We start from the raw sequence: 13,721 nt of genomic DNA, 5'->3' as shown, positions 1-13,721 counted from the left end.
TTTTATTATTCGAGTTTTACTTTCGGGTCTAGCCACGTGTAAATTATGTCGACAAATATATTAATACTTACAAATACGGTTGCAATAACCAAAACGGCACCCATTATTACAGGCAAGTCTAAGGTGTTTAAGGCATTTACAATTTCTTTTCCCAAACCGTTCCAACCAAAAATATACTCTACAAAAACGGCACCAGCCAACATTGAGGCAAACCAACCCGAAATAGCTGTAACCACAGGGTTTAATGCATTTTTTAAAGCGTGTCTTATTATAATCTGGTATTCCGACAGGCCTTTGGCCCGCGCTGTTCTAATATAATCTTGGTTAAAAACTTCTAGCAAGGAGTTTCGCATAAGCTGAATAACTACTGCCAGTGGGCGAATGCCCAGCACTATGGCAGGCAGAATAAGGTTTTTCCAACGCAGGTGCATAGTTTCTCCAAAATCGTCCAACTCGTACAAGCTTCCTGTCATTTCCAAATGGGTGTATTCATGCCAAACAAACCCAAACAACCACGCAAACAAAATCGCGCTAAAAAATGACGGCACACTCATGCCAAATGTACTGAATACCTGTATTAGTCTATCCAACCACCGGTCTTTAAACAGGGCCGAAACAACCCCTAAAACAAGGCCCATTACAATCGCAATGGTTATAGCCGAAATGGCCAAAACAAACGTATTGGGCAAGGTTTCGCCAATTACTGCCGTTACTTTTTTGCCTTGCTTGGTAAACGACTCCCTTAAATACGGCGCCTTTAGGGCTATGTTTACGTCGCCTATTGAAACAAGTTTAACCGCACTGTACTTGTCTTTGGCAAGAAAGGTATAGTGGTCTGCCTGCTTTGAATGAAAGGACAGCGGTGACAAATCGTTTAAGTAATACAAATACTGCGTAGACAAGGGCTTATCAAACCCATACTTAGCTTTTACAATTGCCAGTTGATGGCTGTCTTCGTTTTGCCCCAGCATCATTTGCGCAGGGTCGCCAGGCAATACATTAAAAAGAAAAAATATAACCGTTACAACACCAAACAACGTTAGGGCTGCATAAAAAATTTTATTTATAAAATAGCTTAACAACAATTAAAACTCTAGGTCATTAATATCGTTCCAGTGTACTTTTTGGGTCACGGTGCCTTTTTCGAGTACAACAACCCCCGGATTGGCGCGTACGATAGTTTTTAGCACTTTTTCATCACACAAATAAAAGTCGAAGTTTAAGCCGTAATCCGATTTGGCTTTCTGCTTGGCCTCATCGCCAGAAGCCGATAAACCAATAACCGTATACCCTTTTTCTTGGGCTATTTGCGTCATGGCTTTTATTTTTGCCATACCATTGGCCTCGGCACTTTCCAAGCTATAATTAACCACCATAACCAGTTTATCTTCTTCTAAAAATTGTGTAGTAAAGTCACCTTCAGATGTTTCGATGGAGAAGTCCAAAATTTTCGGCTCGTAACCGGGCTCGATAACTTTAGTTTCTACACCAACAAACTCGCCGTCTACATTTGGATAAGCTCCGTTGGTAACAAATTCTTTTTCTTCGCCATTAACGTTAAACGTATACGTCCATTCTTCTATGGGTTTTTTGGCATTTTCGGGTACGCTCATTTGTTCTTGTATGTTATCGCCAATTTTATACGCCCTAAAATCGATTGCTGGCAAGTGCATTAGCACATGGTAGGCAAACCACAGGCAAGCAATAAACCCAACCAAGGCCACTACAGTGGTACCTAGCTTGTTAAACAGGGGTTTTATGTAGCGCATGCCAAAAAACAGCACCAATATTAAGGCCAGTAAGATTATATCTTTGGTAAACGACTCCCAGGGGGTTAATTTTATGGCATCGCCAAAACAGCCACAATCTTTTACCTTATCGAAATACGCCGAATAAAAAGTTAAAAACGTAAAGAAAACAATCATGCCCAGCAAACTCCAAACCGTAAATTTAGGTTTGTAACCTATAAGCAAAAAGATTCCAAGCACCACTTCGAATACCACAACCAACACCGAAATAATAAGGGCATAGGGTTCTAGAAACGGAAGGTTTAAAACCTCGAAACTAAAGTACTCTTCTAATTTATACGAAAACCCCAGCGGGTCGTTTAATTTTATAAATCCTGAAAAAATAAATAAAGCGCCAACTACTATTCGGCAAAGGGTAACTATAAATTTCATCTTATTCTTCGTTTAAATGAATCATTGCAAAAACAGCGTAATTAATCATATCTTGATAATTAGCATCAATACCTTCGCTAACCAAAGTTTGGCCTGCGTTGTCTTCAATTTGTTTGACCCGCAATAGCTTTTGAAGGATTAAATCGGTTAACGAGCTTACACGCATATCGCGCCACGCTTCGCCATAGTCGTGGTTTTTATCTAGCATTAACTGCTTGGTTTCGGCTATTTTCTCATCGTACAACTTTGTAGCCGCTTCAACATCCATATCGGGTTGTTCAACCACGCCTTTTTCCAATTGAATTAAGGCCATGGTACAGTAATTAACAATACCTATAAACTCACTTACTTCGCCTTCGTCTACCTTGCGAACAGCATTTTCCTGCAACCCTCGTATACGCTGTGCTTTTATAAAAATTTGATCGGTTAAGGATGGTAGCCTTAAAATACGCCACGCACTCCCATAATCTAACATTTTTTTTACGAAAAGATCACGGCAAATAGCAATAACCCTATCGTATTGTTTTGAAGTATTTTGCATTAATACAGTATAATTTTGCGTAAATTTCGCTTAAATAGTTTAAAGTTTCAAGTTTAAAGTATTAAAGTTGCAGACCAATTAGAAAACCTATGACCATAAATTGCAAAGGACGGCTTATAGATCTTAGTCGCCCTAAAATAATGGGCATTTTAAACGTTACCCCCGATTCGTTTTTTGACGGCGGAAAATACAGCGCGCCCGAAAGCCTTTTAACACACGCAGCCACCATGCTAGAACAGGGCGCCACTTTTATAGACCTTGGCGCTTACAGCTCCAGACCAAATGCCGCGTTTGTTAGCGAAACCGAAGAACTGGATAGAATTATCCCCATTATTGAATTGTTACTAAACGCATTTCCAGAGATTATACTTTCTATCGATACGTTTAGAAGCGAAGTTGCCAAGCAATGTATTGAAGCCGGTGCTGCCCTTGTAAACGATATTTCTGCTGGACTTTTAGACCCCAAAATGCTGGAAACCGTAGGCCAGCTTAAAGTACCCTACATCATGATGCACATGCGGGGCACACCACAAACCATGCAGCAATTTACCCATTACGATAACTTAGGGAAAGACCTTTTATTTTATTTTTCTGAGCGGCTTGCCCAAGCTAACGCCCATGGCATTCACGACATCATTATCGATCCAGGTTTTGGTTTTTCGAAAACCTTAGCCCAAAATTACGAACTCATGAATCATTTAGAACTTTTTAATGTTCTTGAACGCCCTTTATTGGTAGGTATTTCAAGAAAATCGATGATTTACAAACTTCTGGAAACCACGCCACAACAGGCCCTTAACGGCACCACCGTTCTAAACACCCTAGCACTTCAAAAAAACGCTAACATCTTGCGTGTTCACGATGTGAAGGCAGCTATGGAATGCCTCACCATTGTTAACCAATTAAACGCTTAAACCTTTAATCTCTTCAACCCTTTAAACCCTTAAACATGAAAAACATCCTGTTGCTTGTCTGCTTAATTTCCGCTTTTAGCTGCCAATCGGATAAGGTTATTTTACTCCCTGAAATTTCAAATGCTCAAACTACGGTTGTTAATGATGTTTCTGCCGCCTACATTTTTTTTAACGAAACCCAACCCGATAGTGTCGAGCTAAACCGAAAAAACTTGATAAGCACCACAAACTGGCTGGTTAATGTTGATAAACGCCTTACCTTGGAACAGGCACTGCCTAAAATTAAGTTTATTCAAGATAAAAAACGAAACGCCAAAATGCACAAAAACGAAAGCGCCAAAAACTATTATTCCTGTAACGATACCGCTATTAAAAACCTTGGTTTTATGGAGTTTACCCACGTGTTTTACCAATTTAACGCTCCCGTTTTAACAACCAACAGCAAACCACTCAGCACCATAAGATTTATAAAAAAAGACAGTATTATTATTACCCATAAAAACCAAACTACAACTTTAAAAACACTTAATCAGGCAGACCGCTATTTTACCGCTCAGGATTCCATTACGCTGTGCTTTAACAAACACATGACTTTTCAAGAGTACATCACCTTTAAAAAAGATGTTGAGGGTTTAGAAACCAAAAAAATAGCCATCAACCCGAACGAATTTATTTATTAAGCTTAATTTGTTACTTTTACACAAACCCTACAACTCTTGGAGATTTTCGATGACCTTTTAAAATTCACCATTATTGATGTTATAGACGTCATTCTGGTTGCTGTTTTACTTTATTACATATACAAATTGGTAAAAGGTACGGTAGCGATTAACATTTTTATTGGAATTGTTATGACCTATTTCACCTATTTAATTACCCATGCGTTGCAAATGAAAATGCTCAGCAAGATTTTAGGCGGGTTTATGAGTGTGGGATTAATTGCCTTGATTGTTGTTTTCCAGCCGGAGATTAGAAAGTTCCTACTTATGGTGGGATCGACGAATTTCGGAAAGAAAAAAAACTTTTTCAAAGCCTTTAAATTCTTAAAAACCGAGGGCAGTAATTCTACAAACGTCGAAGCCGTAGTTTTGGCCTGCAACAAGATGGGAAGCACAAAAACAGGCGCTTTAATTGTTTTTCAGAACAACAACAACCTGGATTTTTTGGTTAGTACCGGAGACGAAATGAACATTAAAGTCACCCAACCTATAATAGAGAGTATTTTCTTTAAAAACAGTCCGCTACACGACGGCGCCATAATTATAGAAAACAACACCGTAAAAGCCACTCGGGTAATTCTTCCTGTAAGCAACGATAGCAGCATACCACAACGATTTGGCCTAAGGCATAGAGCCGCCATTGGCATTACCGAAAAAACCGATGCGCTTGCACTTGTTGTTAGCGAAGAAACCGGACAGATCTCTTACTTTAAAGATGGCGAGTTTGTGATGTTTGAAGACCCACAGGATCTTATAGAAATTATTAAAAAAGACCTGTCTTAACCATTACACCATTTCACTCTTTAAAAACTGAACTTCGTAAAGGTTTTTATAATAGCCATTGGGGGTTTTAAGCAAGTCGTAATGGGTACCCTCCTCCACAATTTTACCATCGTCCATAACAATAATCTTATCGGCCTTTATAATGGTGGCCAAACGATGCGCAATAACGATTGATGTTCTGTTCTTGGTAATTTTATCTGTGGCATTTTGAATTAATTGCTCCGAATACGAATCTACCGAAGAAGTCGCCTCATCCAAAACTAAAATGCTTGGATTGGTAACATAAGCCCTTAAAAACGAGATTAATTGCCGCTGCCCAGACGAGAGCATGCTTCCTCGCTCTTTTACATTGTAATTATAATTATTGGGCAAGCTCATTATAAAATCGTGAATACCAATATCTTTAGCCGCTTGAACCACTTGGGCTTCTGTTATGTTTGGATTGTTAAGGGTAATGTTACCTAAAATCGTATCGGCAAACAAAAACACATCTTGCAATACCACTGCTATTTGCTTCCTTAGCGAAGCCAGCGTTACGTCTTTTATATTAATATGGTCTACAGCTACCAGACCACTATCTATCTCGTAAAACCTGTTTAACAGGTTTATAATTGTCGATTTACCAGCGCCAGTTGCCCCAACTATGGCTACGGTTTCTCCCGGTTTTACCTTAAAAGAAATGCCCTTTAGTACGTCCTCGCCTTCAACATAACTAAAATGCACCCTATTAAAGGTTATATGCCCCCGTAAATGACTTAGTTCTGTGGTACCAGAATCGTCAATCTGCGATGTCGTATCCAGCACATTAAATACCCTATTGGCAGCCACCATCCCCATTTGCAGGGTGTTAAATTTATCGGCTATTTGCCTTAATGGTCTAAACAGCATTGGGATCATCATAATAAAAGCCGTTAAATCCCCCAGAGATGCCGTTGATGAAATTACGATATTCAACCCACCATACCAAGCAATTAACCCAATGGTTATTGATGATGACAATTCGGCTATTGGAAAAAATATGGAGTTGTACCAAACCGTTTTTAACCACGCCTTTTTGTGGCGTTCGTTAATAGCCTTAAACTTCCCGTACTCGGTCGCTTCGCGTGTAAACAACTGAAGAATTTTCATACCAACCAACCGCTCTTGCACAAAAGAGTTTAGGTTAGAGACTTCGTTTCTAACTTCTTCAAAAGCCTTCTTCATGTATTTTTGAAACAGTCTGGTGGCATACAATACCAATGGCAGCATTAAAAACACAATAAAACTTAACTCCCAATTCATGTAAACCATAACCAAGGAAACCACCAACATGGTTAACAGATCCCTAAATATCATAAACAAGCCTTCTCCAAAAACATCGGCTATACGCTCCATATCTGTTACCGACCTTGTAATTAGCACACCAACCGAGGATTTATCGAAATACTTCATTTTAAACCGGATGATATGATTGAACAGCTTAACCCGAATATCCTTAACCACAGTTTGGCCCAACCACCCCGAATAAAATATAAACAGCAACTGGCACACCACTTCGGCAAACAATAAGGCTGCCATAATTAAAATGTAGGGTAAAAACCCATCGAACGTTCTTGTTGCTATATTTTTATCTATAGCCTGTTGTAAAATATAAGGCCTAGCCGCGCCAAAAAGCGCCAATAAAATAACCGCTGCCAAAACCCCAATAAACACATATTTATAGGGTTTTATAAATTTAAACAAGCGTTTAAACAGGAGGGTATCGAATATTTTTTTTGTCTTAGCCAATCGTTTTTATGTTTTCTGGATACGTAACTTCTTTTAAGTACAACCCATGCGCAGGAACAGAGTACCCCGCACAGCTTCTGTCTTTCGATGCGATAATGTCGTGCATTTGCGCCACGGTTATTTTTCCTTGGCCAACGTTTATTAACGTTCCAACGATAGCCCGCACCATGTTTCTTAAAAACCGGTCGGCTTTAATGTAAAAATGCAGTTCATCTTCTACCAAGCGCCAGTCTGCAGCCATAATTTTACAATTATACGTCTTTACATCGGTATTGCTTTTAGAAAAGCATTGAAAATCCTTATAGTCAAATAAAACTTTCGAAGCCGCTCTTAAATCATCTATATTTAAAGGCACGCGCAAACTGTAGGCCGTATCCTGATTGAACACATTTTTTTTCAAGGCAATTCGATACACATACGCGCGACTGGTGGCATCAAATCTGGCATGCGCTTGATCATTTACCCTAAAAATATCATGAATAGCAATATCTTTGGGCAAAAAAGAATTGAGTTTATATACTAGGTCTTGTACAGAAAAAGGTTCAGCTACATCAAAATGCGCAAACATTTGCATAGCGTGTACCCCAGCATCTGTCCTACCTGCCCCGACAATAGCAATGGGCACGCGCAATACCTTTGAAAGGGCGTTTTCTAAAACTTCCTGAACAGAAATAGCATTGGGCTGGTTTTGCCAACCGTGATAAGCTTTTCCGTTATATGATAACTCAATAAAATAGCGCAATTTGAAATTGTATTTTTACTTTTGAAGCTACAAAGATAAATTTATTCCTATGAAGGTAGGAATATAGCATACTAAAATAGAGGTTTTACCGTCCCATGACAAAAATTTTACTGCTTTCTGACACCCACAGCCATATAGACGACACCATACTAAAATATGTCGAACAAGCCGATGAAGTATGGCATGCTGGAGACATAGGCAACCTGCAAGTAACCGATACCATAAAGAAACGCAAGCCCTTAAGGGCGGTTTATGGCAACATTGATGATAGTAAGGCACGGCAAGAATTCCCAAAAGACAACCGTTTTTTTTGCGAAGAAGTAGATGTATGGATAACCCATATTGGTGGCTACCCTGGAAGGTATACCCCTAACATTCGCGAAAAACTGGCTAGCCACCCGCCAGATTTGTTTATCTGTGGCCATTCTCACATTCTTAAAGTTATGCCCGACAAAAAACTAAACCTATTGCACATGAACCCCGGCGCCATAGGAAAACACGGGTTTCATAAGGCCAGGACCATGCTGCGCTTTGTTATTAACGGTAAAAAAATTGAGCAGCTAGAAGTCATCGAGTTTAAAAGATAAAAAAACCCAAAGCTTTCGCTTTGGGTTTTTAACGCACTAATACTACTAAGATGTTAGGCCTATCGCAACCTATCTACAGATTTTACAAGATCTTCATCCTTTTTAATGGCTTTGTTGGCCAAGGCCAAAAACACGATAGAAATAATAGGAAGAAAAATCCCAATACCTTTCTCAGAAACTACTGTTTCTCCAGATAAATTTAGTGATTGGTACACGAATAATCCTAGTAAAATAAAGTTTAATATCATATTAAGCCGCCCTAAAACAAATTGCGACTTTCTGTTTTTAAAATTAAAAATTGAAACAACCGATAACAACGCAGACCCTAAAAACAAGGCTAAGTAAAGCAAGTTATCAACTGCAAATACTTTTTCCTCCTGGCTGGTTATCCACAAATGAAACACAAAAACAAGTCCTCCAGAAACAATGGCAGAAACTAATAAATATATTGTTTGTATTCTTTGTAACACGTGTTTTTCAATTATTGAGGCACAAAAATAGCAGATTATTTTAAAAAATACACCCAAATATTTAAAATAAAAGTCGTATACTTGCAGTAACAAGCACAACTACCACGTTAGTAGCCTGTTAATTCTTCAGAATAAAATTCTTTTTTTTTCAGAAAAATTCTAAACACATTATTTAACTGAAACATTTTTTTTAATCAACATCAATGTTTGAAATATCACAATTAAAAGCAAAAAAGCTTCCTGAATTGCAGGAAATTGCTAAACAATTGAACGTGTCTAAATACCGTTCGCTTAAAAAACTTGACTTGGTCTATAAAATCCTTGACCATCAAGCGGCAAATCCAGAGGTCATCTCTAATGTAGCCGTACAGGATAAAAAAGAAGAGCAAGCAGCCCCAAAAGCTGAGAAAAAACAACCTAGAAAACGGGTTCAAAAAACGCCTCAGCACACCCCCAACAAAAAACCTTCAGACGCTAAACCTGTTGCTAAAGACAATACAAAAAGCAACCAAGGCCGTCAAAACACCAAAAACAAAGAGCAAGCTACAAACACCAACAACAATACCAACAACACCAACAGCAAAGCTCCTAAAAAAGACAATTCAAACTCCAACCCTAACACGCAGGACCAGCCAAAAAGAGACAACAAATCTCAAAATAACGGCAATAAGGACACCCGCAACAGGTATAGAGAACCAGATTACGAGTTCGATGCCATTATAGAAAGTGAAGGCGTTTTAGACATTATGCAAGATGGCTACGGATTCTTAAGATCATCGGACTACAATTACCTATCCTCTCCAGACGATATTTATGTATCGCAATCCCAAATTCGTTTATTTGGACTTAAAACAGGAGATACCGTATTAGGTAATGTACGCCCTCCAAAAGAAGGCGAAAAGTATTTTCCGCTAATAAAAGTCAACAAAATTAACGGCCTTGACCCACAAGTGGTAAGAGACCGCGTGTCCTTCGAGCATTTAACGCCTCTTTTTCCTAAGGAAAAGTTTAATATTGCCGAAAGACAAAGTACCATTTCTACTAGAATTATGGATTTGTTCTCGCCTATTGGAAAAGGGCAACGAGGCATGATTGTATCGCAACCTAAAACTGGTAAAACCATGTTGCTTAAAGACATTGCAAATGCCATAGCAGCAAACCACCCAGAAGTTTATCAAATTATCCTTTTAATAGATGAGCGCCCAGAAGAAGTAACCGACATGCAACGCAATGTACGCGGCGAAGTGGTTTCTTCTACCTTCGATAAAGAAGCACACGAGCATGTACGTATTGCCAACATCGTTTTAGAAAAAGCAAAACGCTTGGTAGAGTGCGGACACGATGTTGTTATCCTTCTAGATTCTATTACCCGTTTGGCACGTGCCTATAATACGGTACAACCCGCCTCTGGTAAGATTTTAAGTGGTGGTGTTGATGCCAATGCACTACACAAACCAAAACGCTTTTTTGGTGCCGCCCGTAACATTGAAGGTGGCGGATCGCTTTCTATTATAGCCACCGCACTTACCGAAACAGGCTCTAAAATGGACGAAGTTATTTTTGAAGAGTTTAAAGGAACTGGTAACATGGAGCTGCAATTAGACAGACGAATTGCCAACAGACGAATTTTCCCGGCTATCGATTTAATCTCATCAAGCACGCGTCGTGACGATCTGCTACTAGACGATGCCACCATACAACGTCTGTGGGTATTAAGAAAATACCTAGCCGATATGAACCCTGTTGAAGCTATGGAGTTTATTAACGACAAGGTGAAGCAAACCCGAAATAACGAAGAGTTTTTAATTTCTATGAATGGATAGATAGGGATTACAAACCCATTTACAATAAAAAAACCCCGTTGAAAATTCAACGGGGTTTTTTATGAACAAATCAGATTAACAAATAAAAAAAAGCTTCCCTAAAAAGAGAAGCCAAATAGTATTATATAACTTTTAAACTCTAATTTACAATGAAGCAACGTGTTTCGATAAATTCGATTTTAAGTTCGCTGCTTTGTTAGCATGAATAATGTTATTCTTTGCTAATTTATCAATCATTGAAACAACTGAAGGAAATAATTTCTCAGCCTCATCTTTGTTTGTCAAATCACGTAATTTCTTAACAGCATTACGTGTCGTCTTGTGCTGGTATCTATTTCTTAAGCGATTCTTTTCGCTACTTCTAATTCTCTTTAAAGCTGACTTATGGTTTGCCATTTTATTTCCTTAACTTCTTATTTCGATTATAAAAAAGTAGCCCGTAGGGGAATCGAACCCCTCTTACCAGGATGAAAACCTGGCGTCCTAGCCGATAGACGAACGGGCCATTTTGTTTTTGAGAGTGCAAATATAAACTAAAAATTTATTCCTGCAAAACTTTTTTTCAAAACCTCAATGTTGCCATTGCGGGTGCAAATATAATTCTATTTTTATATTCTGCAACAACAAAATTCATTTTTTTAAAAAAATTAATACGCCTTAGCAAAAAGTACTCGCCCGTTAGATGGTTTACCAGTGTACACGCATACGCCTGGCGTACTCGCTACATCTAAAGGCACACATCTAATGGTTGCTTTGGTAAGTTCTTTTATTTTGTTTTCGGTCTCTGGTGTACCATCCCAATGCGCAGAAATAAAGCCACCTTTGGTTTCTAAAGTCTGCTTAAACTCATCAAAGGTATTTACCTCGGTAATATGCGAGTCTCTATAATCTAATGCTTTTTTGTATAGCGCCCTTTGAATCTCATCCATTAAAACCTCTATTCTTGGTGTTAAACTATCTAAAGGAACCACCTCTTTTGTTAAGGTGTCTCTACGCGCCAATTCTACTGTACCATTTTCCAAATCCTTTGGGCCTATGGCAATCCTTAAAGGTACTCCCTGTAATTCGTGTTGTGCAAACTTAGCGCCTGGGCGGTGCGTGGTTCTATCGTCAAAGGTTACCGAAATCCCCTTGGCTTTTAAGTCTGCCATAATTAAATGGGCTATTTTAGAGACGTCCTCTAATTGCGCTTCCGATTTATATATAGGTACAATAACCACTTGGTTAGGAGCCAAATTTGGTGGCAATACCAAGCCGTTATCATCGCTATGAGTCATGATTAAGGCCCCCATTAACCTAGTAGAAACCCCCCAGGATGTGGCCCAAACGTAATCCAGCTTACCTTCTTTAGAGGTAAACTTAACATCAAACGCCTTAGCAAAGTTTTGCCCTAGGAAATGTGAGGTTCCGGCCTGTAACGCCTTACCGTCTTGCATTAACGCTTCTATACAATAGGTCTCGACAGCGCCAGCAAAACGCTCGCTCTCTGTTTTTAGACCTTTAACAACAGGAATGGCCATAAAATTTTCAGCAAAATTGGCGTAAACGTTGTTCATAAGCTCTGCTTCCTTTACCGCTTCTTCTCGCGTTTCGTGTGCTGTATGCCCTTCTTGCCATAAAAATTCTGCTGTTCTTAAAAACAAACGTGTACGCATTTCCCAACGCACAACATTAGCCCATTGGTTAACCAAAATAGGCAAATCGCGGTACGACTGTATCCAGCCTTTATAAGTGTTCCATATAATGGCCTCGCTTGTTGGTCTAACTACCAACTCCTCTTCTAGTTTAGCCTCAGGGTCTACCCTAAGCTTTCCTTGGTTGTCTGGGTCGTTCTGCAATCTATAGTGTGTTACAACGGCGCACTCCTTTGCAAACCCTTCGGCATTTTTCTCTTCTGCCTCAAAAAGGCTTTTAGGAACAAACAACGGGAAATAAGCATTCTTATGGCCTGTTTCTTTAAACATTCTATCTAATTCAGCTTGCATTTTCTCCCAAATCGCATAGCCATAAGGTTTTATTACCATACAGCCCCTAACTGCCGAGTTTTCTGCTAGGTCGGCTTTTACAACCAACTCATTATACCATTTTGAATAGTCTTCGGCTCTACTTGTAAGTTTCTTGCTCATATATAGGAATTTGGCACAAATATTGTGATTATGTTAAATATAGAAAATAGTTGCACAAAACTAACTATTTTTGTTATGTTCAACAATAAAATTCAAGAGATATGCAATTTAAACACACCCTAAAAAACAAATGGCCTTTTGCCAGCTTACTAGGCCTTCTCTTGATCTTGTCATCATGCGGGTCTTCTCAATATGCTACGTATGACAATGATGGAATTTACAACCCTAATCCTGATATTGCTTACGAAAACGAAGTTGTGCAAGCTCAAGAAAACAATAGCGATTTTTACAAAAACTATTTCAGGGAAAAATCTGAAGAATATCAAATTCCCGAAAGCGATGAATACTTTACAGACGTCGATGCCTACCAAGGCAATTATCAGGAAAATGATTCTACAGCAACTACCGATTCCCGCTATGCAGGCTGGGGCGAAGAAAACAACGACAATTTAACCATAAACGTTTATAACAACAGCTGGGGCTATAACAGCTGGTGGTACAGACCATACAGACCTTGGGGCTATTACAGCTGGGGCTACTACTCGCCTTACTGGAGCACCTCATGGGGCTATTACGACCCATACTATTACGGAGGCTATTATGGCTACGGATGGAATTGGGGCTGGTCCTACCCTTATTACGGGCATTACCACAACCATTATTATGGCAATAATTACTACAGAAGAAGCTTTGCCCATAGCAATACAAGACGTGGCAGCTATTTAAATTATTCTAGTAGAAACAGATTAGAATCTTCTAGAAGAAATAACAACACGACTGTACGCCCCAGAACAAGAACTTATCAAAACAACACAACTCGTCCTAGGGTAAGAACAAACAGCAACTCGACCACGAGACCTCGAGTACGAACCAATTCTAATACTAGAAACAATACCATTTCTACGCCTCGCCCTAGAGTAAGAACAAATACAGCGCCTAGACGAAGCAACAACTCCTCTATTAACAGTAGCAGGTCTAGATCTTCCTCTTACGGATCACCATCTAGAAGCAGCAGAAGCTCTTCTGGATCTGGTAGCACGAGAAGAGGTGGCGGCCGATAGTAATGCAC

14 protein-coding genes and 1 tRNA gene are annotated in these 13,721 nt (G+C 39.2%); 6 read left to right on the top strand and 9 right to left on the bottom strand.

What is annotated here, in order from left to right; all coding sequences use genetic code 11:
- Window positions 1-5: 5 nt before the first annotated feature.
- Genes IA57_RS09050 through IA57_RS09040 form a run of 3 tightly spaced genes read right to left on the bottom strand, consistent with a single transcriptional unit; the run spans window position 6 to window position 2,721 of the window.
- Window positions 6-1,082 carry an ABC transporter permease gene (locus IA57_RS09050; RefSeq protein WP_036123281.1) on the bottom strand — a complete coding sequence of 359 codons (1,077 nt, stop codon included), beginning with the start codon at window positions 1,080-1,082 and terminating at the stop codon, window positions 6-8.
- Between the two features lie 3 nt (window positions 1,083-1,085).
- Entirely contained in the window at window positions 1,086-2,180 is a 1,095-nt protein-coding gene (locus IA57_RS09045) for a BT_3928 family protein (protein WP_036122297.1), read from the bottom strand.
- Window position 2,181: 1 nt separating this feature from the next.
- A complete protein-coding gene (locus tag IA57_RS09040) occupies window positions 2,182-2,721 on the bottom strand; it encodes a DUF1599 domain-containing protein (RefSeq protein WP_036122294.1) in 540 nt (179 codons plus the stop codon).
- An 89-nt stretch (window positions 2,722-2,810) separates the two neighbouring features.
- On the opposite strand from IA57_RS09040, the gene folP reads away from it, so the two are divergent.
- The 3 genes from folP to IA57_RS09025 are packed head-to-tail and all read left to right on the top strand — an operon-like array spanning window position 2,811 to window position 5,137.
- Window positions 2,811-3,635: a dihydropteroate synthase gene (gene folP / locus IA57_RS09035; RefSeq protein ID WP_036122291.1), complete on the top strand. Its 825-nt coding sequence runs from the start codon at window positions 2,811-2,813 to the stop codon at window positions 3,633-3,635.
- Window positions 3,636-3,670: 35 nt separating this feature from the next.
- Window positions 3,671-4,315, top strand: a complete 645-nt coding sequence (locus IA57_RS09030) for a hypothetical protein (protein WP_036122289.1) — start codon at window positions 3,671-3,673, stop codon at window positions 4,313-4,315.
- A gap of 36 nt (window positions 4,316-4,351) precedes the next feature.
- Window positions 4,352-5,137: a diadenylate cyclase gene (locus IA57_RS09025; RefSeq protein WP_036122287.1), complete on the top strand. Its 786-nt coding sequence runs from the start codon at window positions 4,352-4,354 to the stop codon at window positions 5,135-5,137.
- A gap of 3 nt (window positions 5,138-5,140) precedes the next feature.
- Here the strand turns inward: IA57_RS09025 and IA57_RS09020 are convergent, their stop codons facing one another.
- Entirely contained in the window at window positions 5,141-6,904 is a 1,764-nt protein-coding gene (locus tag IA57_RS09020; protein ID WP_036122286.1) for an ABC transporter ATP-binding protein, read from the bottom strand.
- Window positions 6,897-7,646 (bottom strand): tRNA pseudouridine(38-40) synthase TruA, encoded by a 750-nt coding sequence (gene truA / locus IA57_RS09015; RefSeq protein WP_036122280.1) that lies wholly within the window; start codon window positions 7,644-7,646, stop codon window positions 6,897-6,899. The genes IA57_RS09020 and truA overlap by 8 nt, the downstream gene beginning before the upstream one ends.
- 95 nt (window positions 7,647-7,741) lie before the next feature.
- Between truA and IA57_RS09010 the strand changes: the two genes are divergently transcribed.
- A complete protein-coding gene (locus IA57_RS09010; RefSeq protein WP_036122278.1) occupies window positions 7,742-8,233 on the top strand; it encodes a metallophosphoesterase family protein in 492 nt (163 codons plus the stop codon).
- Window positions 8,234-8,292: 59 nt separating this feature from the next.
- On the opposite strand, the gene IA57_RS09005 is transcribed toward IA57_RS09010, so the two are convergent.
- Window positions 8,293-8,703 carry a DUF4293 domain-containing protein gene (locus IA57_RS09005; protein WP_036123278.1) on the bottom strand — a complete coding sequence of 137 codons (411 nt, stop codon included), beginning with the start codon at window positions 8,701-8,703 and terminating at the stop codon, window positions 8,293-8,295.
- A 203-nt stretch (window positions 8,704-8,906) separates the two neighbouring features.
- On the opposite strand from IA57_RS09005, the gene rho reads away from it, so the two are divergent.
- A complete protein-coding gene (rho, locus tag IA57_RS09000; protein WP_036122277.1) occupies window positions 8,907-10,526 on the top strand; it encodes a transcription termination factor Rho in 1,620 nt (539 codons plus the stop codon).
- Window positions 10,527-10,670: 144 nt separating this feature from the next.
- Here the strand turns inward: rho and rpsT are convergent, their stop codons facing one another.
- The 3 genes from rpsT to proS form a co-directional block, all read right to left on the bottom strand.
- Window positions 10,671-10,922 carry a 30S ribosomal protein S20 gene (rpsT, locus tag IA57_RS08995; protein ID WP_036122275.1) on the bottom strand — a complete coding sequence of 84 codons (252 nt, stop codon included), beginning with the start codon at window positions 10,920-10,922 and terminating at the stop codon, window positions 10,671-10,673.
- Between the two features lie 37 nt (window positions 10,923-10,959).
- Window positions 10,960-11,031, bottom strand: a tRNA-Glu gene (locus IA57_RS08990).
- 142 nt (window positions 11,032-11,173) lie between these two features.
- Window positions 11,174-12,652, bottom strand: a complete 1,479-nt coding sequence (proS, locus tag IA57_RS08985; RefSeq protein WP_036122271.1) for a proline--tRNA ligase — start codon at window positions 12,650-12,652, stop codon at window positions 11,174-11,176.
- 101 nt (window positions 12,653-12,753) lie between these two features.
- On the opposite strand from proS, the gene IA57_RS08980 reads away from it, so the two are divergent.
- A complete protein-coding gene (locus IA57_RS08980) occupies window positions 12,754-13,713 on the top strand; it encodes a hypothetical protein (RefSeq protein ID WP_036122267.1) in 960 nt (319 codons plus the stop codon).
- Window positions 13,714-13,721: the final 8 nt, after the last annotated feature.

The sequence above is a fragment of the Mangrovimonas yunxiaonensis genome, assembly GCF_000733475.1.
GTDB lineage: Bacteria > Bacteroidota > Bacteroidia > Flavobacteriales > Flavobacteriaceae > Mangrovimonas > Mangrovimonas yunxiaonensis.
The sequence above is the reverse complement of the archived record's forward strand: the minus strand, read 5'-3'. Positions and strand labels throughout refer to the sequence as shown.

What these genes read in the sequence shown, in the direction of transcription:
- rho (WP_036122277.1), top strand. Translation starts at nt 8,907, where the DNA reads ATGTTTGAAATATCACAATTAAAAGCAAAAAAGCTTCCTGAATTGCAG.
- IA57_RS09030 (WP_036122289.1), top strand. Translation starts at nt 3,671, where the DNA reads ATGAAAAACATCCTGTTGCTTGTCTGCTTAATTTCCGCTTTTAGCTGC.
- folP (WP_036122291.1), top strand. Translation starts at nt 2,811, where the DNA reads ATGACCATAAATTGCAAAGGACGGCTTATAGATCTTAGTCGCCCTAAA.
- IA57_RS09040 (WP_036122294.1), bottom strand. Translation starts at nt 2,721, where the DNA reads ATGCAAAATACTTCAAAACAATACGATAGGGTTATTGCTATTTGCCGT.
- rpsT (WP_036122275.1), bottom strand. Translation starts at nt 10,922, where the DNA reads ATGGCAAACCATAAGTCAGCTTTAAAGAGAATTAGAAGTAGCGAAAAG.
- IA57_RS08980 (WP_036122267.1), top strand. Translation starts at nt 12,754, where the DNA reads ATGCAATTTAAACACACCCTAAAAAACAAATGGCCTTTTGCCAGCTTA.
- IA57_RS09010 (WP_036122278.1), top strand. Translation starts at nt 7,742, where the DNA reads ATGACAAAAATTTTACTGCTTTCTGACACCCACAGCCATATAGACGAC.
- proS (WP_036122271.1), bottom strand. Translation starts at nt 12,652, where the DNA reads ATGAGCAAGAAACTTACAAGTAGAGCCGAAGACTATTCAAAATGGTAT.
- IA57_RS09045 (WP_036122297.1), bottom strand. Translation starts at nt 2,180, where the DNA reads ATGAAATTTATAGTTACCCTTTGCCGAATAGTAGTTGGCGCTTTATTT.